Annotated in this window: 20 protein-coding genes; 3 read left to right on the forward strand and 17 right to left on the reverse strand. The window is 41.4% G+C overall.

Features of this window, described 5'->3' with window-relative positions; all coding sequences use genetic code 11:
- Nucleotides 1-87 precede the first annotated feature (87 nt).
- From hydE to LJE72_RS15825, 9 genes are all read right to left on the reverse strand, one after another.
- Entirely contained in the window at nt 88-1140 is a 1053-nt protein-coding gene (gene hydE, locus LJE72_RS15785) for a [FeFe] hydrogenase H-cluster radical SAM maturase HydE (protein ID WP_229248758.1), read from the reverse strand.
- A 45-nt stretch (nt 1141-1185) separates the two neighbouring features.
- A complete protein-coding gene (gene hydF / locus LJE72_RS15790) occupies nt 1186-2439 on the reverse strand; it encodes a [FeFe] hydrogenase H-cluster maturation GTPase HydF (protein WP_229248732.1) in 1254 nt (417 codons plus the stop codon).
- The gene (locus LJE72_RS15795) at nt 2426-3877 is read right to left on the reverse strand and encodes an aspartate ammonia-lyase (protein ID WP_229248734.1); all 1452 of its coding nucleotides are present in this window, start codon (nt 3875-3877) and stop codon (nt 2426-2428) included. Before LJE72_RS15795 ends, hydF begins: the two co-directional genes overlap by 14 nt.
- 101 nt (nt 3878-3978) lie before the next feature.
- The gene (hydG, locus tag LJE72_RS15800; protein ID WP_229248736.1) at nt 3979-5397 is read right to left on the reverse strand and encodes a [FeFe] hydrogenase H-cluster radical SAM maturase HydG; all 1419 of its coding nucleotides are present in this window, start codon (nt 5395-5397) and stop codon (nt 3979-3981) included.
- Nucleotides 5398-5402: 5 nt separating this feature from the next.
- Nucleotides 5403-5657, reverse strand: coding sequence for a TM1266 family iron-only hydrogenase system putative regulator (locus tag LJE72_RS15805; protein WP_073029782.1), 255 nt, complete (start codon nt 5655-5657; stop codon nt 5403-5405).
- 362 nt (nt 5658-6019) lie between these two features.
- Complete coding sequence (locus tag LJE72_RS15810; protein WP_229248738.1) at nt 6020-7762, reverse strand: NADH-dependent [FeFe] hydrogenase, group A6; 1743 nt, start codon at nt 7760-7762, stop codon at nt 6020-6022.
- 24 nt (nt 7763-7786) lie between these two features.
- Complete coding sequence (locus tag LJE72_RS15815; RefSeq protein WP_229248740.1) at nt 7787-9673, reverse strand: NADH-quinone oxidoreductase subunit NuoF; 1887 nt, start codon at nt 9671-9673, stop codon at nt 7787-7789.
- 156 nt (nt 9674-9829) lie between these two features.
- On the reverse strand, nt 9830-10318 hold the full coding sequence (locus tag LJE72_RS15820; RefSeq protein ID WP_229248741.1) for an NADH-quinone oxidoreductase subunit NuoE family protein: 489 nt from the start codon (nt 10316-10318) through the stop codon (nt 9830-9832).
- A 790-nt stretch (nt 10319-11108) separates the two neighbouring features.
- Nucleotides 11109-12218, reverse strand: coding sequence for a cache domain-containing protein (locus LJE72_RS15825; RefSeq protein ID WP_229248742.1), 1110 nt, complete (start codon nt 12216-12218; stop codon nt 11109-11111).
- Nucleotides 12219-12675: 457 nt separating this feature from the next.
- Between LJE72_RS15825 and LJE72_RS15830 the strand changes: the two genes are divergently transcribed.
- Together LJE72_RS15830 and LJE72_RS15835 are read left to right on the forward strand one after the other, a co-directional pair.
- Nucleotides 12676-13746, forward strand: a complete 1071-nt coding sequence (locus tag LJE72_RS15830) for a cytochrome c3 family protein (protein ID WP_229248743.1) — start codon at nt 12676-12678, stop codon at nt 13744-13746.
- A 709-nt stretch (nt 13747-14455) separates the two neighbouring features.
- Nucleotides 14456-15652 (forward strand): anaerobic nitric oxide reductase flavorubredoxin, encoded by a 1197-nt coding sequence (locus LJE72_RS15835; protein ID WP_229248744.1) that lies wholly within the window; start codon nt 14456-14458, stop codon nt 15650-15652.
- Nucleotides 15653-16111: 459 nt separating this feature from the next.
- On the opposite strand, the gene LJE72_RS15840 is transcribed toward LJE72_RS15835, so the two are convergent.
- The 7 genes from LJE72_RS15840 to LJE72_RS15870 all read right to left on the reverse strand — a co-directional run bounded on the left by LJE72_RS15840 (nt 16112) and on the right by LJE72_RS15870 (nt 20466).
- Nucleotides 16112-16759, reverse strand: a complete 648-nt coding sequence (locus LJE72_RS15840) for an HD-GYP domain-containing protein (RefSeq protein ID WP_229248745.1) — start codon at nt 16757-16759, stop codon at nt 16112-16114.
- Between the two features lie 51 nt (nt 16760-16810).
- Nucleotides 16811-17101 carry a DUF2325 domain-containing protein gene (locus tag LJE72_RS15845; protein WP_073029774.1) on the reverse strand — a complete coding sequence of 97 codons (291 nt, stop codon included), beginning with the start codon at nt 17099-17101 and terminating at the stop codon, nt 16811-16813.
- Between the two features lie 58 nt (nt 17102-17159).
- Complete coding sequence (locus LJE72_RS15850; protein WP_229248746.1) at nt 17160-17297, reverse strand: FeoB-associated Cys-rich membrane protein; 138 nt, start codon at nt 17295-17297, stop codon at nt 17160-17162.
- A gap of 25 nt (nt 17298-17322) precedes the next feature.
- Nucleotides 17323-19371, reverse strand: a complete 2049-nt coding sequence (gene feoB, locus LJE72_RS15855; RefSeq protein WP_229248748.1) for a ferrous iron transport protein B — start codon at nt 19369-19371, stop codon at nt 17323-17325.
- 76 nt (nt 19372-19447) lie between these two features.
- On the reverse strand, nt 19448-19690 hold the full coding sequence (locus tag LJE72_RS15860; protein WP_396391240.1) for a FeoA domain-containing protein: 243 nt from the start codon (nt 19688-19690) through the stop codon (nt 19448-19450).
- Nucleotides 19691-19694: 4 nt separating this feature from the next.
- Nucleotides 19695-19910: a FeoA family protein gene (locus tag LJE72_RS15865; protein ID WP_229248752.1), complete on the reverse strand. Its 216-nt coding sequence runs from the start codon at nt 19908-19910 to the stop codon at nt 19695-19697.
- A 217-nt stretch (nt 19911-20127) separates the two neighbouring features.
- On the reverse strand, nt 20128-20466 hold the full coding sequence (locus LJE72_RS15870) for a helix-turn-helix domain-containing protein (protein WP_229248753.1): 339 nt from the start codon (nt 20464-20466) through the stop codon (nt 20128-20130).
- 267 nt (nt 20467-20733) lie between these two features.
- On the opposite strand from LJE72_RS15870, the gene LJE72_RS15875 reads away from it, so the two are divergent.
- Entirely contained in the window at nt 20734-21090 is a 357-nt protein-coding gene (locus tag LJE72_RS15875) for a response regulator (RefSeq protein ID WP_229248754.1), read from the forward strand.
- Nucleotides 21091-21407: 317 nt separating this feature from the next.
- On the opposite strand, the gene LJE72_RS15880 is transcribed toward LJE72_RS15875, so the two are convergent.
- Nucleotides 21408-22568, reverse strand: a complete 1161-nt coding sequence (locus tag LJE72_RS15880; RefSeq protein WP_229248755.1) for a metallophosphoesterase — start codon at nt 22566-22568, stop codon at nt 21408-21410.
- Nucleotides 22569-22862: the final 294 nt, after the last annotated feature.

A 22862-nucleotide genomic window follows, 5' to 3' on the forward strand; every position in this document is an offset into this window, starting at 1 on the left:
GCTTACTGACTGGTATAAAACAAAAAGATCGTTAGATTTGTAATAAATTACAAATCTAACGATCTTTTTTTGTTGATTTCTACAAAACTAACTTTTGCAAGCTACAAACTGCCGACTATCCCCTCTACCCAGATCCATTTCAAAGCCCGCCGACTGAATTCTGCGCTCAATGCAATATCGGCAATCTTCCGGATGATCATCCCCACAAATCTTATTTTCGTAAAGAGCGTATTGTTTTCTAACTGAGGTTGGAGTAATAATCGGCATAACGACATTAGCGCCCGCTTTCAAGGCAAGCTCCCTGCCTTGTGGATGCAGAGTCCCAAGTGCCGTCGTGGCCGGAATAAGACTTTCCGGAACAAGTAGCCGCGCCAGGGCCACCATCACTAATGTATCTTCTAGTGTTCCGCCCTTCTCTTTAGCTAAAGGCGTCTCACTGTGAGGAATAAACGGTCCGATTCCGATCATGTCTGGACGGAGTTCGATTAAATATCGCAAGTCCTCTGCCAAATCAGCAAAGGTTTGTCCAGGAAGCCCCACCATAAACCCGGCTCCCACTTGGTAGCCAATCCCCTTCAATGCGTTCAAACAGGCCCGACGCTCCTCAAAGCGCATCGTCGGATGTAATGTTTCATACAGTTTTTTTGAAGCCGTTTCATGGCGCATTAGAAAGCGATCGGCACCGCAGGTAAAGAGGTTTTGATAGGTTTCAACTCTTCGTTCACCAATCGATAGCGTAATGGCTGCCTCTGGATAACGTTTTTTGATTTTCCGAATCAAATCAACAAGAACCTCATCCGTATACCAGAGGTCTTCACCACTTTGCAAGACAAATGTCTGATAACCTAATTCATACGCTTGATCACAGCAAGCTAGGATTTCTTCCGGGGTTAACCGATAACGTTTCACCTTCACATTGGAAGCCCGAATTCCACAGTACAAGCAATCCTGCTTACAGATATTCGAAAACTCGATAAGTCCTCTTAAGTAAACTTTATTTCCATAATATTTCTGTTTCGTCTTAAGAGCATAATTATAGAGGACCTCTCTATCCGCCTGAGTTAGGTTTTCTAAGAGATACGTGATTTCCTCTTTCGAGAGGTCGTTCGTTTGATAGACTTTTTCTAATAAATAATGAATATCACTCACAAAATCGCCCCTCACCCAGTTGATCATTGTTGTATATCATAGTTCTCCTTCTAAAGTCATCTTTGCCAGTGGGAAAGGTTCAAGCGCTCTTGGAAGTAATCCCTGAACATAGGCGATGAGAATGCCGAAGTTCACTATGGGCACATTGAGACTTTTTGCCTGTTTAACTCTGCTGAGCATTCCAGTTCTATTCATCATACAAGCTCCGCAATGGACGATAAGGGCATATTTCTTGACATCTTCCGTAAATGTAGCTCCTGAAGAGTATTCAAACTCTATCTGCCTACCTGTTCTCTGACGTATCCATCGAGGTATCTTCACGCTGCCAATATCGTCTGATTGCCTATGATGTGTACACCCTTCTGCTATTAAAACCTTGTCTCCATCCTTAAGCGTTTCAATAGCCTTGGCACCTTTGATAAATTCTGTTAAATCTCCCTTTTGTCGGGCAAAGAGGATTGAAAAGGATGTCATTAGAATATCCTTAGGAGTATCGGCAGAAACCTTTAAAAAAACTTGGGAATCAGTGATCACCAGCTTCGGTTTCTTTGCCAAATAATTCAAGGTTTCTCTTAATTCATATTCCTTAGTTACAATCGCCATAGCATCACTTTCCAGTATGTCTCTAATCGTCTGTTGTTGAGGAAGAATTAGCCTTCCTTTAGGAGCTGCTTTATCAATGGGAGTAACAAGCACCACAAAATCACCCGGGTTAATCAAATCCCCCACAATTTTAAACTTATCCTCATCCTCAGGAATAACCGAGATGATGGCATTTTTTAATTCTTTTATTCCAAGTTTCTTAAGAGCTGAGACAGCAACGACCGAAGTGCTTAGTTCTTCTCGAAAACGACTCGCGATTCTTTCTTGATCTTCATTTTTATTTTCGTTTTCAAGAGTATCCGCCTTATTTAAAACCACGATCAGCGGTTTCTTCTTTTTCTTAAAAGTATCTATAATAAACCGATCATTATCACTGATTCCCGCCTGGATATCTACAATAAGCAGTGCCACATCTGTAATATCGAGTACTTCTAGCGTCTTCTTTAGCCTGAGCTCTCCTAATTCTCCGATATCGTCTATTCCAGCTGTATCTATGATCACACACGGTCCTATGGGCAATATCTCCATCGATTTAAACACCGGGTCAGTCGTTGTACCTTTTACTTTCGATACTATAGCTGTTTCCTGACCTGTAATGGCATTAATCACGCTGGATTTCCCTGCATTTCTCTTCCCAAATAACGCCAAATGTACTCTAACCCCTCTGGGCGTTTCATTTAAGCTCATGTAAATCCCTCCTGAGTATTTCCGATACTTCGGGCATTCCAATACTTCCTGGTATTCCTGGTTTGGTTACTTCAAACGGATTCAAGATCTCATTAATCCTACAATCCGACAATACATCGTCTTCCTTCAAAACCTCTCTGATTGTCTTATCCTCTCGTAGAGCTTTTCTGGCTATCTGGGCGGCTTGATCATAGCCAATATGATGAACTAAAGCAGTAGCCAATACTGCCGACTTTTCAAGAGTTGCTTGACATTTATCTTTATTAGGGACAATTCCCTCAATACACTTTTCTCTAAAGATGATGATTCCCTTATCTAGAAGCTCTAGTGATTCCAGCAAACTTTCCGCGATTAGGGGCATAAAGGCATTGAGTTCGAGCTGTCCTGACGAGGCAGCCATTGTAATAGCATAGTCATTGGCCATAACTCTCATAGCCAATTGGCCGATCATCTCAGGTATGACCGGATTGACCTTTCCTGGCATAAGAGTCGAACCAACCTGCATCTGGGGGAGTTCTATTTCACCGAACCCACCCCTTGGGCCAGAAGATAATAATCTTAAATCGTTAGATATTTTCAAAAGGTTCGTGCTACAAGCTTTTAAAAGCCCTGAAACTTCTACAAACACATCATTATTTTGAGTAATATCCATGGGATAGTCAGACCTGGCTAGACCTAATCCTGTTAACTCCTGAATGGTATCCGTAATCATAAAAATATACTTATTTGAGGCATTGACTCCCGTACCGATGGCAGTACCACCCAGATTAATCTGTCTCAATCGTTCTTCTACCTTGTAAACTCTCCAACGGTCTCTTTCTATTGCCTTAGCATATGCCCCAAATTCTTGGCCGAGCATCATGGGCAAGGCATCCATAAGCTCTGTCCTGCCAAGTTTAATCACATCACTAAAGTCGTTTTCCTTCCCCTGCAGAGCTTCTTGAAGCTGCGCCAGGGAATTGCTTAGTTTTCTGAGCATGTGAATTGCTGTGATTCTCAGTGCTGTCGGATAAACATCATTGGTTGATTGTGACATGTTAACATCATTTATAGGATGTACAACATCGTAGTCGCCTTTTGTTCCACCTAATATCTCAATTGCCCTGTTAGCAATAACCTCATTAACATTCATATTTGTGGACGTTCCGGCTCCCCCTTGAAAAGCACTTACGACAAATTCCTGATCAAATCTCCCTTTAATAACTTCCTCACTTGCTTGAATTATTGCATTTGCTTTATCCTCAGACAGTTGCTTTAACTCTTTATTGACCATGGCTGCCGCCTTTTTAATTAAGGTGATTTCATAGATAAGCTTCAGATTGACGTTTTTCGACCCTAAAGCGAAGTTTTCTTGGGCTCTTTTTGTGTTAATTCCATAATAGCTATTTTCCGGGATCTCCCCTTCTCCGATATTGTCTTTTTCTATTCTACAGTCCACTTTTATACCTCCAGGAATTTCCTCCACACATTTATGCTTATAGTTTTCTCCAATGTAATATCCAATTGTGCCCGGCGAATGGATAATTACAAAGTAGGTTACTAGAAACGGAAATCTCGCTTTCCTTCCTTAATTTCCTTCAAATGCTCTAGGGCAATTCCCCGAACCTTTTCATTTGGTATGAAGGGAATCTCGTTTTTAATGACCACCTCACCCTTTTTCTTGGTATCCGGCAAAGCATAATCCTCTAGATATTCTTTAAGTGTCATCAAAGCATTCGGCTGACAGCAGTTTGCAATCTGCCCGGCCTTTACAAGTTTCATAAAACGATCACCTGTACGCCCTTCACGATAACAGGCTGTGCAGAAGCTTGGAATATAGCCTAGTCCCAAGAGCCAGTTAACAATCTCATCCAAGGTGCGGGTATCATTTACTTCAAATTGAGCCGAGTTATCATCCAGTGCTTCCGGCTCAACATACCCGCCAACACTGGTGCTTGAGCCTCCGCTTATCTGGGATATGCCCAATTCCAGCACATGCTCGCGGGTTGTTTTCGATTCACGGGTGGAAATAATCATCCCCGTATAAGGGGCAGCAATACGAATAACAGCCACAATTTTGGCAAAAATATCATCCGAGATTGCATCCGAAAAACTATTGGGGTCTATATCATCGGCGGGGCGGATGCGTGGAACGCTGATGGTATGTGGCCCCACACCCATTGCTGCCTCTAAATGCTCAGCATGCATGAGCAAACCGACAAAGTCATAACGATACATATTTAAGCCGAATAAAACTCCGATTCCCACATCATCAATACCGCCCTCCATGGCACGATCCATCGCTTCCGTATGATAGGCGTAGTCGTGCTTTGGTCCTGTGGGATGCAGCTCTTCATAGCTTTTTTTGTGATAGGTTTCCTGGAAAAGTATGTAAGTACCAATATCCGCTTCCTTGAGCTTGCAATAATTTTCCACGGTTGTTGCAGCTATATTAACATTAACGCGGCGGATAGCTCCGTTTTTATGTTTAATGCTATAAATGGTCTTCATACTTTCGAGAACATACTCAATTGGACTGTTAACAGGGTCTTCTCCTGTTTCTAAGGCCAAGCGTTTGTGTCCCATATCCTGCAAGGCGATAACCTCTCGCACAATATCCTCCTGGGAAAGCTTTTTACGAGATATGGTTTTATTGGCCTTGTGATAGGGACAGTACACGCAGCCGTTTATGCAGTGGTTTGAAAGATATAGTGGGGCGAACATGACAATACGGTTGCCATAAAGCTTCTGCTTAATCTCCCTTGCCAGTTTGAACATTTTTTCTTTTTCATCTTCTAAGTCACATTCTAGTAGAACGGCCGCCTCTCGATGGGTTAAGCCCTTACATTCCTTTGCACGTTCTATCAGGCTGTCAATCAGTTCACGATTTCTTTTGTTTTCCTGGGCATAGGAAAGAGTGGCCAGAATTTCACCATCATCAATAAACTCCATTGCATTTTTCGACTTACAATTGTACATAGAATTTACGCCTCCAATTTCTTCGTTAAAGCAGATTTGACATTAACTCCTTGAATTTTTCCTAATTTCCCCGTCATTGCACTAATTTCGTCCGAAGTTCCCTCTACGATCAAGGAGATAATAGATATGCCCTTTTCTGGTCGAGGGATTCCCATTCTTCCGATAATAATGCTCGCCAAATCGTGCAAAGTATCATTAACTTTATTGGCACTTTCAAATTCTTCAATAACTATGCCGATAACCCCTATTCTCTTATCCATCTTTCATTCCTCCAAATAAAAAACTACTGTCGTTAGCCGCTGGCGCGGCGATAGCCTTATTGCATTTATACGCTGGCAACGACTCGAACAAAGACCTTCGAGATTAGTTTTACTTTCCGGCTAGCATAAAAAAAGCCCTCCTACAAACGTAAGAAGGCTAATTAACGTTTTAACCCTTCTCCTTTTGCTCAGAATAGTCCTTGCAATCAGGTAATAGTCCAATAGATCCACTCTGTCGGAAACCTCCAACACAACGGATAGGTCAATTCTATATTAAGTTATACACTGGTAGCAAGTAATATAACTCTGAATAGTTCACCTAAAGACACTGGACACTGGAAATGATTGTTTCCATCTGGTCTCTAAATCTTCTTACGTGCCACGTAGCTGGTATGCAGCAATTTATGCGCTCTTTCTCCGTATGGTTCACCCAAATAATCCTTATACAAACCTATGATGGCCGGATTTTCGTGGGATTTGCGCAGGGGTTTAGCCCTATCTTCACGGTATAAACCTTGAGCTCTTTCTGCAAGAATTTCCAGATTTCCATGATGATAAGGTTGTCCGCCTCCCCCGATACATCCTCCGGGACAAGCCATGATTTCAATCACGTCATAATTGCTTTCCCCTGCACGTATTTTCTCGAGGACAGTACGAGCATTACCTAAACCGTGAATAACCGCGGCTCGATAATCCCTTCCAGAGATAGGGATGACCGCTTCCTTAAGTCCATCCATTCCTCGGAGAGCCTCAAACTCCACTTTCTCCAGAGTTTCACCAGTAAGTACCTCATAAGCTGTCCGCAGGGCAGCTTCAAGTACTCCGCCTGTTGCTCCGAAAATCACGGAAGCACCGGTTGATTCCCCTAAAGGATGATCAAACTCTTGCTCTTTAAGGTGATCAAAATGAATGCTGGCTTCCCGAATCATGCGAATAAGTTCACGTGTAGTGATGACGATATCCACATCTGCAGTTTCTGCCCCTTGTGAGAGTTCAGGGCGAGCCGCTTCGTATTTCTTAGCGACACAAGGCATGACGGATACAACAGTAATTGTTTTAGGGTCAATCCCCAAGGTTCTGGCATAGTAGCTTTTAATCAAGACCCCTAACATTTCATGGGGAGATTTGCAAGTGGAAGGAATGTCCAGGAGATCCGGAAATTGATGCTCAAAGAATTTTACCCAAGCAGGGCAACAACTTGTGAGCAGGGGCAGACGTCCACCATGTTCTATACGGTGAACAAGCTCTGTTGCCTCCTCCATAATTGTCAAGTCAGCAGCAAAATCCGTATCAAAGACGCGGTCAAAACCAAGTCTGCGAAGAGCAGCAACCATTTTGCCTGTCACAATCGTCCCAGGTTCTAAGCCGAATCCTTCTCCAAGTGCGACACGTACGGCGGGAGCTGTTTGTACTACAACAAATTGATCGGGATCGTTTAGCGCTTTCCATACTTTGTCGACCTGATCTAACTCTGTTAATGCGCCGGTTGGACATACCGCGATACATTGTCCGCAGAAGGTACAGGCGGTTTGGCTAAGAGGTAAATCAAAGGCTGTTTTTACAACTGTTTCAAAACCGCGTCCCACCGCAGAATAAACACCCACCGTCTGCACCTCGTTGCACATTGTTTCGCAACGGCGGCAACGAATACATTTGTTAGGATCTCGAACAATGGAAGAACTCGACTTATCAATTTCAAACTCAGATTCTTCCCCTTCATAGGAGATATGGCGTACTCCTAATTCCGAGGCCAAGGATTGAAGATCACAGTCTTGGTTCTTTGCACAGGTTAGACATGATTTAGGGTGGTCAGAAAGGAGAAGTTCAACCATGGCACGTCTAGCCTGGATAGCACGAAGGGAATCAGTTCTAACAACCATGCCGCTTGATACAGGGGTTGAACAGGAGGAAGCCAAATTACGTCGACCTTCGATTTCAACCACACACACTCGACAGGAAGCAATGTTGTTGTTGTAATGCATTTCGTTAAGTTTCAAGTAACATAAGGTTGGAATATCTATGTTTATGGTTCGTGCAGCGTCTAAGATAGACATTCCTTCCGGTACTTTTAGCGATATGTCGTTAATGGTTAGCTGTATATCCATATGGATTCCTCCTTCAGGGATAACTTAATGGCGAATAATGGCACCGACGACGCGGCATTGGTCCATACATGCCCCACATTTTAGGCAACGTTCTTGGTCGATGACATGGCGCTTCTTGACTGTCCCAGTGATACAATGCATTGGACATTTTTTAACGCACAGGGTACAACCCACGCATTTATCTGTAATTTCGTATTTTAGTAAGTGTGTACAAACGCCCGCTGGACAGGTTTTGTCGACAACATGAGCAATATATTCTTCGCGGAAATACTTTAAGGTCGAAAGAATAGGATTGGGTGCACTTTGCCCTAATCCGCAAAGAGCAGTGTCCTTAATGATATGACACAGTTTCTCTAAATTATCTAAATCCTCTAACGTGGCTTTTCCTTCCGTGATCTTGGTCAGGATTTCATAAAGACGTTTGGTCCCGACTCTGCAAGCCGTGCAACGGCCACAGGATTCATCCATTGTAAATTCTTGAAAAAACTTAGCGATATTGACCATGCAATCATCTTCATCTAAGACAATGAGCCCTCCGGAGCCCATCATAGAGCCGATAGCGGTTAAGGATTCATAATCAATAGGCGAATCCAAATACTTAGTCGGAATACATCCGCCGGAAGGGCCTCCGGTTTGGGCGGCTTTAAACGTTTTACGTTGCTTAATCCCTCCGCCGATATCAAAAATAATTTGACGGAGTGTGGTCCCCATGGGGACTTCCACAAGTCCTACATTATTCACTTTACCCGCTAAGGCAAATACCTTCGTACCTTTACTTTTTTCTGTGCCTATTGCCGAAAACCACTCGGCTCCCTTTAAAATAATGGGAGGAATATTGGCCAAGGTTTCCACATTGTTAACACAGGTTGGTTTACCCCACAAACCCTTCTGGGCCGGGAAAGGAGGTTTGACAGAAGGCTCCCCTCGGGCCCCTTCGATGGAATGGATTAATGCTGTTTCTTCACCACAGACAAAGGCTCCGGCACCGAGTTTTAGTTCAATGTCAAAGCAAAAATCGCTGCCCAAAATTCCCTTTCCAAGTAAGCCGTATTCTCGGGCTTGGGCAATGGCAATTTTTAAACGATGAATCGCAGCCGGGTATTCTGCCCGAACGTATATGAATCCTTCGGAAGCTCCAATTGCGGAGCCTGCGATAAGCATAGCCTCCAAAACGCTATGCGGATCCCCTTCCAAGACAGAGCGATCCATAAAAGCACCCGGATCCCCTTCGTCGGCATTGCAAATGATATATCGTTGATCAGCTTCGCTCTTGCGCGTGAATTCCCATTTAGTACCCGTTGGAAAACCTGCGCCGCCACGTCCCCGCAGTCCGCTTTGCTTAAGTACATCAATAACTTCAAAAGGCTTCATTGTGAAAAGAACTTTTGCTAAGGCTTGATAGCCGTCGGCAGCAATATACTCAAGAATGTTTTCTGGGGCGATATAACCGACGTTACGCAAGGCAATGCGGAGTTGTCCATCGTAAAAAGGAATGTTCGTAGCAAAACGTTCTTTGGTATTCGGATCCATAAAAACAAGGTGTTCCACCAGATTACCTTGTATGAAGTGTTCTTCGACGATGGTTGTAACGTCTTCTTCCGAAACTTCACAATAAGTTACGTTATCGGGGAAGATTTCCATCATCGGTCCCTTTTCACAAAAACCAAAACAACCTGGTTGAAAGACTTTTATCTGTTCAGTCAATCCCCGTCTGTTTAGTTCCTCTTCGAGACGTTCGGCGATTCTAGGACTGCCTGAGGAGTGGCAACCGGGTCCTCCACAGACCATAACGTGCCTTACTAATCCTTGGGCGTTTTTAGTGCCGACAGAGTCGATAGCTCGCCGTGATTCAAGGAGTTTGAGACTTTGGGCTTGTAATTCATTCAAGGCATCGGTATTTTTGAGTTTCATATGGCATTTCCCTTCCTTCGGTGACGCTTCTTTGGTAGAGACTCCATGTTCCTGATTTGAAATTACGAATATTTTATACAGTCTTGTGGGCAGAACGTTCCTTCTGTCACTTTTTAACTATTTTAGGCTTTCCAACTATAATAATCGAAATTGCGCTTAGCTCTCTGGGCGGTACTTTGCTAAAACCTCATTAATGTCTTGTGCTTCATGCATGCGTCCATGCACTTCGCCATCGACAATCATGACGGGGGCGAGGCCGCAGGCTCCTACGCAACGCAGTGTTTCTAAGGTAAAGAGATTGTCCGGAGTAGTTTCACCTGCTTTAATTTTAAGCTGATTTTCAAGTTCTTCTTTTAATTTTTCAGCTCCTCGCACGAAACAGGCAGTACCTGTACAAACATTAACAACGTGTTCTCCCCTGGGTATCATAGTGAAAAATGAGTAAAAGCTTACTACACCGTAGACTGCAGCGGAAGGTATATCCAGTCTTTGAGCGATATGCCACTGTACATTATCGGGTAGATATCCATATATTTCTTGAGCATAATGCAAGACCCCAATTAGGTTTTCCTTCTTGTGGGTCAGACTGTCAATATAGCTATCAAGCTTTTGGGCAAACTGGTTGGGCGAAGCAGAATCACACATGAAAATCCTCCTTTATTAAAAACATTGTTGCTTCCGTTTTTCACCTCTCTTTAATCTTTTACTCTGCATATTCAGCAATGATCTGATGGTTGGCAATGGTTTATCCGATAGCTAACTGCCACTGATACCTCCGCTAAAATGAGCGGTGAAATAAATGGCACTAAGCTCCAGAATAACATTTCCCTTCCGCCATGGATGGTTTAGTCACCGCTTTAACACGACAAGAAGGATCTGGTATATTCCTGGTAAGGAAAACCCCACGCCTGAATGTAGATTATGTTTATATGATTAGTTTAGCCTTATTCTCACTGCCTGTCGTGTTTATGGACATTAAATAAAGGTTTTGTTTATAAAGAAAATTTAGTTAATTAGGAAAACAGTGAAGGTTCTTCTAAGTCTGAACACCGGGACTTCTCAGACTTAAGCCTTCGGCCCTTAAGACTAACTCTTCCTCCAAAGGACTAATTTCGTCAAAAGCCATTTTATCCCGAAAGGAAACTTCACTGCGAAGAAACCAAACCACTGAAGAATAATGGAAAACTGGGTTAGCGCTGGGCATGGATGGCCGAGTGTCCCTGTAGCCATGACTCGAACAAGGATGTTCGAGGTTAGTAACACCGCCGTGGATGGCAAGGTGTCGTGATGGCGAGAAGGGACCTTCCAGAAAATATGTAACGTAAAGTTACACTTTCTGACTAGTGCAAAAAACTCTACCTTATAAAAAGTAGAGTCTTAGAAAAAAGCAAAAGAGTATTGCGATAAAAAACGGCCCCCATTAGGAAACGTTTATTTACAGCGGTATAAATAGCTTGACGGGACGGCCAACTGTCCCATATTTCTGTTCTGATTTTAATGCCCCGCTATGTTCTAAAAATTCAAGGTAGCGGCGTACAGTGACCCTAGTTAATTTCACCCCTTCCGCAACTTCTTCTGCAGAGAGAGGACGGCGATTTGCCTGTAAAAATTGAACTATTTGACCAAGAGTAGCTTGATGTAAACCCTTAGGCAACTCCGCTTCTCCAATATTCCCTACGAGATTTAAGCTTGGCATTGGCATATACCCAGGTGTAAACGTCTGTTTAACTTCGGTTCCATTCACTGGATTGTTGCTGGTCACTCGATTAATTTCCTCTGTAAGCGATTGGATCTGTTCTACCATTTGGTTAAAAGCATCCTCGAGCTCTCCGATTTCCTTTGCTCCAGAAATTTTTACCTTTTCAGTAAGGTCTCCGGTTGCTACGTCCCGTGTTCCTAACATGATATTGTGCAAAGGAGAAATGATAACTTTCTTAAGGAAAAACCATGTAAGAAGAGCTATCAGGACCGTTAGGCCTAATCCCAGTTCGGCCATTGTGATCAAAGACCGAGTAATTATTTCCTGTTCATAGGCATGGGAAATACCGGCGTAAAAAATCCCAATAATCTTACCGTTTTCGGCACGCAATGGAACATAACCCGTTTGATGCCACGATCCAACTACATTGGCTGCTCCTACATAAGTCTGACCATCTTTCAGTACTGTCTGAATGACATTATCGGAAACCTTGGTACCGATTGCCCTTTCGCCATTGGAACCGCGTATCGTGGTAGCAACTCGGGTATCTCCCAGAAATAGGGTTACAGTATCCCCCGTTAGACTGGACAAATGGTCAACTAAGTCATTATTAAGACTGATTTTAGCATTCCCCTTATATAGGTTTCCTTCTTGCTCTGACCACGGGCCAGGATACGTCTTATTAATAATTTCCTCACATGTTGCCAAATCTGCTTTTACTTTAATAATAGCTGCGACTATAGCCCGATCTTTCATGTATAACCCAAGGACCACGAGGAAGCTAGTGGCCAGTAAAACTAGCGAACCCAACAACAATATGAGAATTTGCTGTTTAAGCGAACGCATGCAAATTCACCTCTTTCGACTCCACCCTTGCATGGCAAGTTATTTGATTTTATTGAAAGTAATTCGCGTCTAATATCAAAAAACCTTTATTTTTAAGTCTAATTAATTGAAAAAAACGAAAAGTTAGTATCTTAAGTGAAATGTTCTGCATAAATTACTGAACCAAAAATTTATCTGAAGCAATGCAATTTTTGGTTGAGGGTATATTGTGTATTAACAATTATGAATTTATCCTATATTCCTAACGCGGCCAATGTGCGAGCACAATATATTTGGTATACCGTTAATAAATTTCCATTAATTTCATATTTATTCTTTTAAAAATTTAGCATTTTCTGCTTAAGTTTTAAGCAAACTAAGGTCATAATGTTTAAGCAAAATTTCTGTCATCCTGATCAATATGGTCAAAACAATAACATCAGTATTTGGATTTCAAGATTAAAGGAGGAACGACTCAATGAACTGGAAAAAACCTTTCATCGCCTCGATTATTTCCCTTACATTTATGGCGGTACTGGCCATGGGATGCAACAAGGCAGATGATACCCCTGCTCCTCAGCCAACCGGTCCTCAGTTAACTGAAACACCGAAGGTATCTTATGTAGGAGACAATTCATGTAAAGCCTGCCACACTGAGACATATGATAGTACGATTCATACCAAACACTACGATGCCTTTAAACCTCTGGCCGATTTTCCTCTGGACAAGCCTTTAGGTGAAGTTACAATTTTTGATGCGGCTAATAAAGACAAGCCAACATCGACTACACTTGATTTATCGAAGGCAAAAATCTTCGGTGTAATGATGAACGATTATATTATTGCTGAGATCCCTAAAGAAGCTGGATTCACACAACAATACTATCGTGTCGGAGCCCTTAAGAAAACAAATGATAAATGGTCAGTTGAATCTCCAAAGCAAGCCGATATAGATAATGATGGCAAGAACGATTGGACTGCGGAAAGCTTTACTTGTGGAGCGTGCCATGCTCCTGGTATTGAAACCGGATCCCCTTCCTATGGTGTATCCTGCGAATCTTGTCATGGACCGGGTGGAAATCACGTAAGTGCTACCGATAAGAAGGGAACAATGAGCCCTGAAGTTGCTAAAACATCATGCAATACCTGTCATGAAAGCAACCCATCTAAAGATGATCAAGGTAACTATACTGCAAACACCCACTATGGTACCCGTAATTACTTCGCCAGTAAACATGCTCAGAGCTCACAATTGAATCAATGTCTGACTTGCCATACAACTCATAAAGCAAACACTAACGGTTCTCTCCTTCCGACAGACAATCCAACAGATAACTGCGTCAAATGTCATGCCGGAAAAACCTTCGATTTAGATAAGCTAATGTGGAAGAATCCAACCGATGAACGTGGACACTTCACAAGAGACCATAGTTTTGGTGCTATGAAATATGAAGATCTTCAAGACGACCCAGCAACTAAACCGATCGAAATAAAAAATCCTACATTTATCGAATTGATTAAGAAACAGTTACCTGAAGTAGCAAAATAACTCTTTAAATTTAGTATAACTAACTCCAAAGGGTAGGTAATCATAGAATCTATGCATTATCTACCCTCTTTAACAAAAATAGGTCTTTTTATCATAACAAGCTTTTCTGAAGTGGTCAATTCAAGACCTCATGTTAAATTCCTTCTATAAAAATATAATTTATAATTCTAAATACTATAAATAATCAGGATATTCTCCTTCTGGATTATTGTACTCTATTTTACATTATGAATATTTTTCTTTCCTGCAGCAGGATTTTTAGACAAGGGAGAAGAAAGGTTATAATTATAAGTAATAGCCCTTCTCAGTTCAGTTCTAATAGCGCGTCTTTTTGGCAAACAAGTTTATGGGAGAATGTTTATCGACTTCGTGCGGTAGAAATTCAAGTGGGTGCTGCTTATTCACCTGACATTCGGTTCTTGCATATTTTCGCCGTTGCAAACATTTTGTTAACAGAGAGAGTTCTCAATTAGAAAACTAAAGTTACACACAATCATGAAAACCCATAGCACTTATATTATGTGACATTGATTTCTTGAAAGAGTATAATTAGATTTACGGTCATTTACTAGGGATGAATACCTTAATCCGCAGATATCGCCCTCTATCAATCAAAACAGGATGATTGTAACCGTATTATATTTAACATTTCAATTAAGTAAAGAAACTTTTAAGCTGATAGTAAAAATAAAACTAAGGAGGTCGCAGTATGAGTTTTGAAGTTAATAAGAGTGTAAAATGGGTGGGTAAAATCGATTGGGAATTGAAAAAATTTCACGGTGATGAACTCTCTACAAATCGTGGTTCCAGCTATAATTCTTACCTTATTCAGGACGAAAAAACAGCCTTAATCGATTGTATTTGGACACCCTTCGCCAAAGAATTTGTCACTAATTTAAAAAAAGAAATCGATTTAAATAAGATTGATTATATCATTGCTAATCATGGTGAACCTGATCACAGTGGGGCCTTGCCAGCATTAATGCGGGAAATACCTAATACCCCCATTTATTGCACCGCCAATGCTATGAAATCCTTAAAAGGTCAATACCATCAAGATTGGAATTTCGTACCCATCAAAACAGGGGATAAACTCAGCCTCGGTTCAAAAGAGTTTATTTTCATTGAAGCAAGAATGCTCCATTGGCCAGATACTATGTTCACTTACTTAACCGGAGATAATATTCTTTTCAGTAATGACGGTTTTGGTCAACATTTAGCGTCTGAACACATGTTTAACGACTTAGTCGATCAAGCAGAATTATATCATGAAGCCCTAAAATATTATGCCAACATTTTAACTCCCTTCAGTAAATTCGTTGAGAATAAAATTACAGAAATCTTAAGCTTTAACCTGCCTGTTGACATGATCTGCCCAAGTCATGGCCTCATTTGGCGTGATAATCCCTTGCAAATTGTCGATAAATATATGGCATGGGCTAAGGATTACCAAGAAAATCAAATATCAATCATCTATGATACTATGTGGAACAGTACCAAGAAAATGGCCGAACAAATAGCCACTGGGATCAAACTCAGTGATAAAGAGGTTACGGTTAAACTGTTTAATTGTAATTCCACTCATGCCGATAAAAATGATATTATTACAGAAGTCTTTAAATCCAAGGCGATCCTTGTTGGTTCACCGACCATTAACAAAGGCGTGTCATTCGCCGTCGCTGGAATTCTTGAAATGATTAAAGGATTGGCATTTAAAAACAAAAAAGGTGCTGCTTTTGGCAGTTATGGTTGGAGTGGGGAAAATACTAAGCTTATTTCAACAGAATTAGAACACGCCAAGTTTGAGTTGCTAAACGAAGGACTGAGAGTCACTTGGAGCCCAGATGATGGTGCTCTTATTAAGTGTCAAGAATTTGGTCAGGCCATCGGAGAAGCACTCAAGTAAACAACAAGCGAAGCGAACTCATTAAAGCTAAAGCTAAATGAGTTCACTTCAGTGACGCAAGTCTCCAGTACGATAGTCTCCGGCGGAGACTATCGTACTGGAAGTAGAATAGGAAGGGGATGTAACGAAACTTGTTTTCCATTTTATTACACCCCCACTCTATTTGTAATCCCCTGATATATTGGAGGACTGTTCACCACTTCAAAGGTGTACAGTCCTCTATTTTGGGATAACGCACCACCTTGAAAAAACGTTACGGCCCCTCTCGGAATTGATAAACAAAGTTACGAAATTACTGAGGGAAGGGGACGTTAATAACGTCCCCTTCCCTCAGTAATTTCATTATAGTTCAAGTATAGCTAAAAATATCTCTTCAAACTATATACACAACTTAATTCACAAATCTGAGCAACGCACATCCAATATTACTCTCTGATTAAAAATCTCCAAGGTTTAAAACTAAACGACGTTAATCTTTACCTCTACTTCATCCTTATGTAACTCTAGGCATGTATCTCTCCATTTTTTCCACAGTCTCTCGGAAGCTTCGACCGCAACAGGATCGAATTGTATGCCTTTGTTTAAGAGTACCTCATCCCAGCATTCCTCCCAGGACAAAGCCTTTCGATAAGGCCGTATCGAGGTGATTGCATCGATAGCATCTGCCACTCCAATTATTCTTGAGCCCAAAGGGATTCTGTTCTCACGTAAACCGTCAGGATAACCTTTCCCATCCCATCGTTCATGGTGGTGCAAAACAATTTCAGCAATTTGCTTAAGCCCTTTTGATTTAGCTAAAATTTTATAACCTATCTCAGGATGTGTTTGTATTTGGGCCCATTCATGAGGAAGAAGTCTGCCTCTTTTGTTTAAAATGTTCTCTGAAATACCCATCTTACCTATATCATGAAGATGTGCCGCAATATGAATATTTTCTAATTCTGACCCTGTCAGACCCAGAGCCCGCCCCAAATCATAAGACATATCCCCTACCCTGGAAGAATGACCGCTAGTGTACAAATCTTTCGCTTCCAGGGCAGCTGCCAGACATTCAATAATATCGTGGAAGTGTTGAGGTCGTAAGAGTCTTTGAATGTATTGAAACATTGACGTTTCCTCCACCAGAGATCGTCTATAGTAACTTATACCCCCTAATTCTTAAACGATCTTCTCTTCAAGTTCATCCAACAGTCTGTCCAACGAAGCACCACTGCTGCTATGACTTCTGAATACGGGGATTTTCTTTCTTTTTGCCTCTTTTACTGCAGTGTGAATCATTTTATGAGAGACTGTCGATGTGAATAAAACAATTCCATCAGGCGATCCGATCACCTTATCAAATTTAGTAGGCATCTGGGTATAGACTTTTACATCATGTCCACGCTTGGAGCATATACCCATATATTCACTATGCATTCTATCATGACCACCAACTAGCACGATACTCATTATTACCGCCTCCTAAAAATTATAGTTTATCACTCTGTCCGCATTGTTTTCTGTTATTCTATTTCCCAGCACAATTACACTTGCTTTGAGTACAACCACAGCAACCGCTTTCTCCCTTTTTCAGGCGACTAATTGACCGTATGATGATTAATGCAGTCGCTCCAACAATGATCCCGCCGATAATCCAATTAATCATTTTTAATCACCCATTTCGCTTTTGATTAATTAAAACCCATCATTTTTCCGCCTTGGAAGATAAGAAACGCCACTAGCCAAGCTATACCTGTTGAATATCCGACCGTAATCAACGTCCATTTCCAGGAATTCATCTCACGTTTAATCGTTGCAAAAGCTGCCATGCACGGAAGATAAAGCAGTGAGAAGGCCATGAAGGCATAGGCTGTTAACGGTGTAAACACTGTCTGAAGAGCAGTTATCAAGTCCGTGGAGCTTTCAGTTGCTTCTGCCACTCCGTGCAAGATACCCATAGTGGATACAACTGCTTCTTTGGCAATAAAACCTGTAAGTAAGGCTACCGCAGATTGCCAGTCTCCAAAACCAAGGGGGGCAACGACAGGAGCAATAGCCCTTCCTATAGCACCAAGAATACTGTCAGCCGGTTCAGATACTGCTTGGAACGAAAAGTTAAAGTATTGTAGAAACCAGATTACCACTGCTGCTGCAAAAATTATTGTCCCTGCTTTTTTGACAAACCCTTTACCGCGATCCCACATATGAATCATTAAGCCTTTGAATGTAGGAATTCTGTATGGAGGCAATTCCATTACAAAAGGGGCTACCTCACCTTTTAGAATGGTTTTTTTGAGGAGAACTCCTGATAAGACTGCAACTACTATACCCAATAGATAAAGTGAGAAGACTACCATAGTTTGATTGCTTGCAAAGAAAGCTGCTGTATACAGAGCATAAACAGGAAGCCTAGCGCCACAAGACATAAACGGAACAAGCATTATCGTTAATCGACGATCCTTTTCATTTTCCAAGGTTCTCGCACTCATAACCGCCGGAACAGTACACCCAAAACCAATCAGCATAGGAATAAATGACTTCCCGCTCAATCCTAGTTTTCTAAGGAGTCGATCCATAACAAACGCAGCTCTTGCCATATACCCGGTATCTTCAAGAATGGCTAGAAAGAAGAACAATATCATTATTTGAGGAACAAATACCAGCATACTGCCCAACCCACCAATAATCCCTCCTACAATCAGATCCTGCAACCAAACAGCTGCTCCTGCTCCCTCAAGCAAACTTAAGACAAACGTCGCAATTGTATCGTTCACCAATCCGTCCACAAAGTCGATGGTGGAGGAACCGACTGTACCAAAGGTTATTGAGAAAATTCCAAACATCATAGCTAAGAACAACGGGATTGCCAAAACCCTATTAGTTACCACTTTGTCAATTTTATCGGAAATCGTTAAGTCGGAGGCTTGAGCTTTCTTCTTAACAGCTTTACGTGTCACATCAGTTGTAAAGCGATACCTGCTATCAGCAACAATCGTCTGTATATCCATGTCAAACTTCTTTTCCAGATTTTCCTGATATACCTTTATCTGATTCAACGATGCGACAGGCACCTTCAAAGCATCCTGAACCTTTTCATCGCCCTCTAATAACATTAACGACGTCCAGCTCGGGTTTTGGACCTTGCTCTCTAGCGTGGGAATAATGCGGTTTTCAATCTCTTCGATACTTGCCACTATGCTTTCGTTATGTATTTCCTGCAGCGGTGGCGAGCTGGCTGCTGAAGCGGCTGTTTGCGCTACATTTAGAGATCTTTCCATGAGTTCTTTAACGCCCTTGCCTTTACTGGCAGTAATCGGTACGACTGGGACTTTGAGAGATTCTTCAAGGATTTTTAGATCAATTTCGTCTCCCTTTGCTTCCACCGCATCCATCATGTTCATGGCAACAACAACGTTAACTCCCAACTCAATTAGTTGGGTTGTCAAGTAGAAATTTCTTTCTATGTTCGTAGCATCGACAATATTAATCACAACATCCGGCATTTCATTGATGATGTAGTCTCTGGCAATAATTTCTTCCATTGAATAAGGGGATAAAGAATAGATTCCCGGCAGATCAATGATAAGTACATCTTCCGGTATCTTCCTAGCTTTCCCTTCTCTTTTCTCTATAGTTACTCCCGGCCAGTTTCCAACATACTGCGTACTGCCTGTGATTTCGTTAAACAGGGTGGTTTTCCCGCAGTTTGGATTTCCCACCAAGGCAAACTTCAACGACACAAAACCTCACCCCGTCATTGATAACCATTCTCAGTATGTGTTTTAAAAAAACGCTCCTTACAGCTCGGAGCACCCTTTATTTTATAATAATGTTTTGCGCTTCAGTTTTCCTGAGCGTTAGCTCATACCCACGAATGTTTACTTCAATAGGGTCTCCTAAAGGGGCTACCTTTCTGACCAACACCTCTGCACCACTGGTCATACCCATATCCATTAATCTTTTTTTGACTGCACCTTTTTCACCTAAGACTTTGATAATTATCCCTTTTTCCCCCGTCTTTAGTTCTTTAAGAGTCCTTTCCAAATGACTCACCTCCATAATATCATGCTTGAACCATCACCTGCTGCGCAACTCCCCGATTCAAGGCCAATCTCGACCCTTTAATTGCTACAATCAAATTCCCACTAAATTCGGAAATAACCGATATCGAAACTCCAGGAATGATCCCTAGACCCTCCAGAAACTTTTTCGTCGTTTCCTTAGCTCTGCATGCTTCAACTACAGCCTCTTTACCTGGGGATAGCATCGTCAAAGGCAATCTTTCTCACTCCAAACTGCAGACATTTGCAATTGATAATCAGTATCATTGTCTTGTAGTTTATGTTACCATTAATTTCCCCATCCGTCAACGCTAGATTTGAATAATAAATGAGCACTTTGCATAACTAAAAGCTCCAGAAAAATCACACTTCTCCCAGAGCTTCCCATTATCTCATTGACTCACCAGCATTTGGTTGAGTATTTATAGGCGCGTATTATTCCTTCGTAATTTTGTTTGTGTACTGACTGATCATTCTACAGATGTTTATCATCAGCCTAATCTCATCAGAATCTTTATCCTTAGTTATGGATATTAGCTCATTTATTAAACTGTTGGGTTTAACGTTTACTTCTTCCTGAAGGAGGTAATCGACCGTGACCCCTAAAGACTTTGCTAAACTTACTACTGTCTCTAGGCTAGGGTTCTTCTCTCCCCGCTCTACTTGACCTATATATGACTCATTAACTTCCGCGATCTCTGCAAGTTGTTCCTGCGTAAGTCTATACTTAGTTCTCTCTTCTCTGATTCGATGACCCAAATATTTAAATGCCATTTTTATAGCCCCTTTCGATTCCACTATAGGGTATATAGAACGGGGCTTGAAGCGTCTATTAGTATTATAAATATTGACCATTGGTACTGTAAAGTGTTAGAATTAATTCTATATTAAAGTACTGTATGTCATATCAGCATCGAATTTAGCATTTACAACATAAATTGATTTTTGTAACTTTTAACAACTAAAAATTTGCACCATAATTGTATAGATAACAAGTCTCGCAAATTGGTATTCATCGTATTTCGGAGGGGGAAACAGCATTTGAAAAAGGCATTAGTTGTTGAAGGCAATGATGGAATTCGTCGTCTATTAATCGAGGTTCTAGCTGAAGAAGGATATTCAGTCGAGGCAGTTACCAACGGTTTAGAAGCTCTTGAAAGAATCCAAAAATGTATACCATCAGTTGTTCTATTGGATTCAGAACTGCCTGATATGGGAGGGATAGAGGTTCTGTCAAAAATCTCAAATTCATACCCAGACCTACCCGTTGTTTTGTTAGCATATATAGACGAAACAGAGGTAAAAATATCACAAACGAAGGGGTTAGTCAAGTATTGTATAATAAAACCTTTTTCCTTAACTGATCTGATAAAACTTCTCAACTCGTTTGACATTTAACGCTCGTATCTCAATTTTTCAGACTTTTCCTTTCCTCAAGTGAACTCCTTCAGCTAAAGCTGAACAGTGACTTCGATGGAGTCTCGCTCCTTCGCTATTGGGAAAGGCGCTCGGCGATACTCTATCCAACGCCGATAGGCATTCCTATTAGGACCACGGCTTCGGCGATACTCTCCACCAGAGACTATCGTCACCGAAGTAGAATAAGGAACACCCACCTAAATAAGTGGGTGTCTCGAAATTGATTAAAGATCTAAGTTGAAACATAAAGGCTACAACCCCAGTATAGTAAGGAGAGAATATTGCTCCTGCACTATTTACGGGTTAAATGTAATGGTAATATCCACAATCTCAGGATTATTACCTATCCGAATGGGCGGACCCCATGTTCCGTACCCTGATGATACAATGAGTTGAAAATCCCCCTTGCGCAGATACCCCCAGTCCTGTTCAAAAACTCGCTGGGTAATAAACTGAATGGGAAACATTTGTCCATTGTGTGTATGCCCAGATACTTGTAGATCCACTCCTTGTTCAACGGGCTCCTCCAAATGTGAGGGTTGGTGATCCATTAATAATATGGGAAGCGAAGGGTTTACCCCTTGCATTATTGTTGCTAAGTCTTGCCTTTTAGCGCCATTAAACCGCGCCCCTGACAAATCATCTCGCCCAATAAGATAGAAACTTCCTGCGATCTCCTGGGAAGTATCCCGCAATACCTTAACCCCTGCTTCACTTAGATATTTGATAGCTTCGTCGGCGTTTCCACCAATATATTCATGGTTACCCAGCACTGCAAAAGCACCGTAAGATGCTCTTAGCATACGAAAGGTGTCTGATATTTGCTGTTTATTCTTTGATTCTATATCTTCATCAAACACATCCCCTGCAAACAGAATCAGGTCAGGTTTTAAGTCATTTACCTGATTGACTAGTTTTTTCAACTGATCGTTATGAACAATCGTTCCTAGGTGGATGTCTGAAACCATGACAACGTGCAACTGTTTTAAGGGCCCAGCTTGTTTAGCAATTGACAAATCATAATGATTGATCTTGGGATGGCTGGCATTCCAGACTCCGTAGCTTACAATACCAACAACTAATATAAAAACAGTCAATCCCAAAGCGGGGTTTAAGCTCTGTTTTATTCCCAGCGGTACTAGACGCAGCCAACGGTCAAACATTCGCAAAAGGTCAATTGATGTGATAATCAAAAAAAAATAGAACATGAAAGCTAGCCAGTAAGCACCTACAATAGTCATTCCTTCATACAGCATCGTCGGAAGATATTTCTCGCTAAACCTACTGAGCAAGTAGGAGAAGGCAAGAAGTAAAAAGACGGGCCAATATACTTTAGAACTTAAGAATGGCACATAACTAAACAAGGCCTGCCATCCTCGCAGGCCGATATAGAAATTAAGTCCGCCGTAAATCAAAAAAATAACTGTACCCACGAGAATGAATAAAGGACTTGTCATATATAGACACCCTCCAAATTTCAACATCTGAGCAAAGAATCATTTCACATTATCTACATTGGGTATTATACAACTATTTCCTGCCTGAGTCACATATATTAATAACTCTTTATCAGCTTAATCGCTTTACCTCGATTGTAAAACTTAATTTCCACCCCTAGACATATCATGTGTGGAAATTAATCTTACAAATTACATGCCAATTTGTAATCCTTTACTTTTTTCGAAACTTTTCTATTACTGATCAAACTAAAAGTCCTCAAACTAAAAGTCTAGGAGTTTTTTTATCTCCTA

Source organism: Desulfosporosinus shakirovi, assembly GCF_020595055.1.
Classification (GTDB): Bacteria; Bacillota; Desulfitobacteriia; order Desulfitobacteriales; family Desulfitobacteriaceae; genus Desulfosporosinus; species Desulfosporosinus shakirovi.

Coding starts and splice junctions, on each gene's coding strand:
- hydF (WP_229248732.1), bottom strand. CDS start 2,439: ATGAGCTTAAATGAAACGCCCAGAGGGGTTAGAGTACATTTGGCGTTA.
- hydG (WP_229248736.1), bottom strand. CDS start 5,397: ATGTACAATTGTAAGTCGAAAAATGCAATGGAGTTTATTGATGATGGT.
- LJE72_RS15805 (WP_073029782.1), bottom strand. CDS start 5,657: ATGGATAAGAGAATAGGGGTTATCGGCATAGTTATTGAAGAATTTGAA.
- LJE72_RS15810 (WP_229248738.1), bottom strand. CDS start 7,762: ATGGATATACAGCTAACCATTAACGACATATCGCTAAAAGTACCGGAA.
- LJE72_RS15815 (WP_229248740.1), bottom strand. CDS start 9,673: ATGAAACTCAAAAATACCGATGCCTTGAATGAATTACAAGCCCAAAGT.
- LJE72_RS15820 (WP_229248741.1), bottom strand. CDS start 10,318: ATGTGTGATTCTGCTTCGCCCAACCAGTTTGCCCAAAAGCTTGATAGC.
- LJE72_RS15825 (WP_229248742.1), bottom strand. CDS start 12,218: ATGCGTTCGCTTAAACAGCAAATTCTCATATTGTTGTTGGGTTCGCTA.
- LJE72_RS15830 (WP_229248743.1), top strand. CDS start 12,676: ATGAACTGGAAAAAACCTTTCATCGCCTCGATTATTTCCCTTACATTT.
- LJE72_RS15835 (WP_229248744.1), top strand. CDS start 14,456: ATGAGTTTTGAAGTTAATAAGAGTGTAAAATGGGTGGGTAAAATCGAT.
- LJE72_RS15840 (WP_229248745.1), bottom strand. CDS start 16,759: ATGTTTCAATACATTCAAAGACTCTTACGACCTCAACACTTCCACGAT.
- LJE72_RS15845 (WP_073029774.1), bottom strand. CDS start 17,101: ATGAGTATCGTGCTAGTTGGTGGTCATGATAGAATGCATAGTGAATAT.
- LJE72_RS15850 (WP_229248746.1), bottom strand. CDS start 17,297: ATGATTAATTGGATTATCGGCGGGATCATTGTTGGAGCGACTGCATTA.
- LJE72_RS15860 (WP_396391240.1), bottom strand. CDS start 19,690: ATGGAGGTGAGTCATTTGGAAAGGACTCTTAAAGAACTAAAGACGGGG.
- LJE72_RS15870 (WP_229248753.1), bottom strand. CDS start 20,466: ATGGCATTTAAATATTTGGGTCATCGAATCAGAGAAGAGAGAACTAAG.
- LJE72_RS15880 (WP_229248755.1), bottom strand. CDS start 22,568: ATGACAAGTCCTTTATTCATTCTCGTGGGTACAGTTATTTTTTTGATT.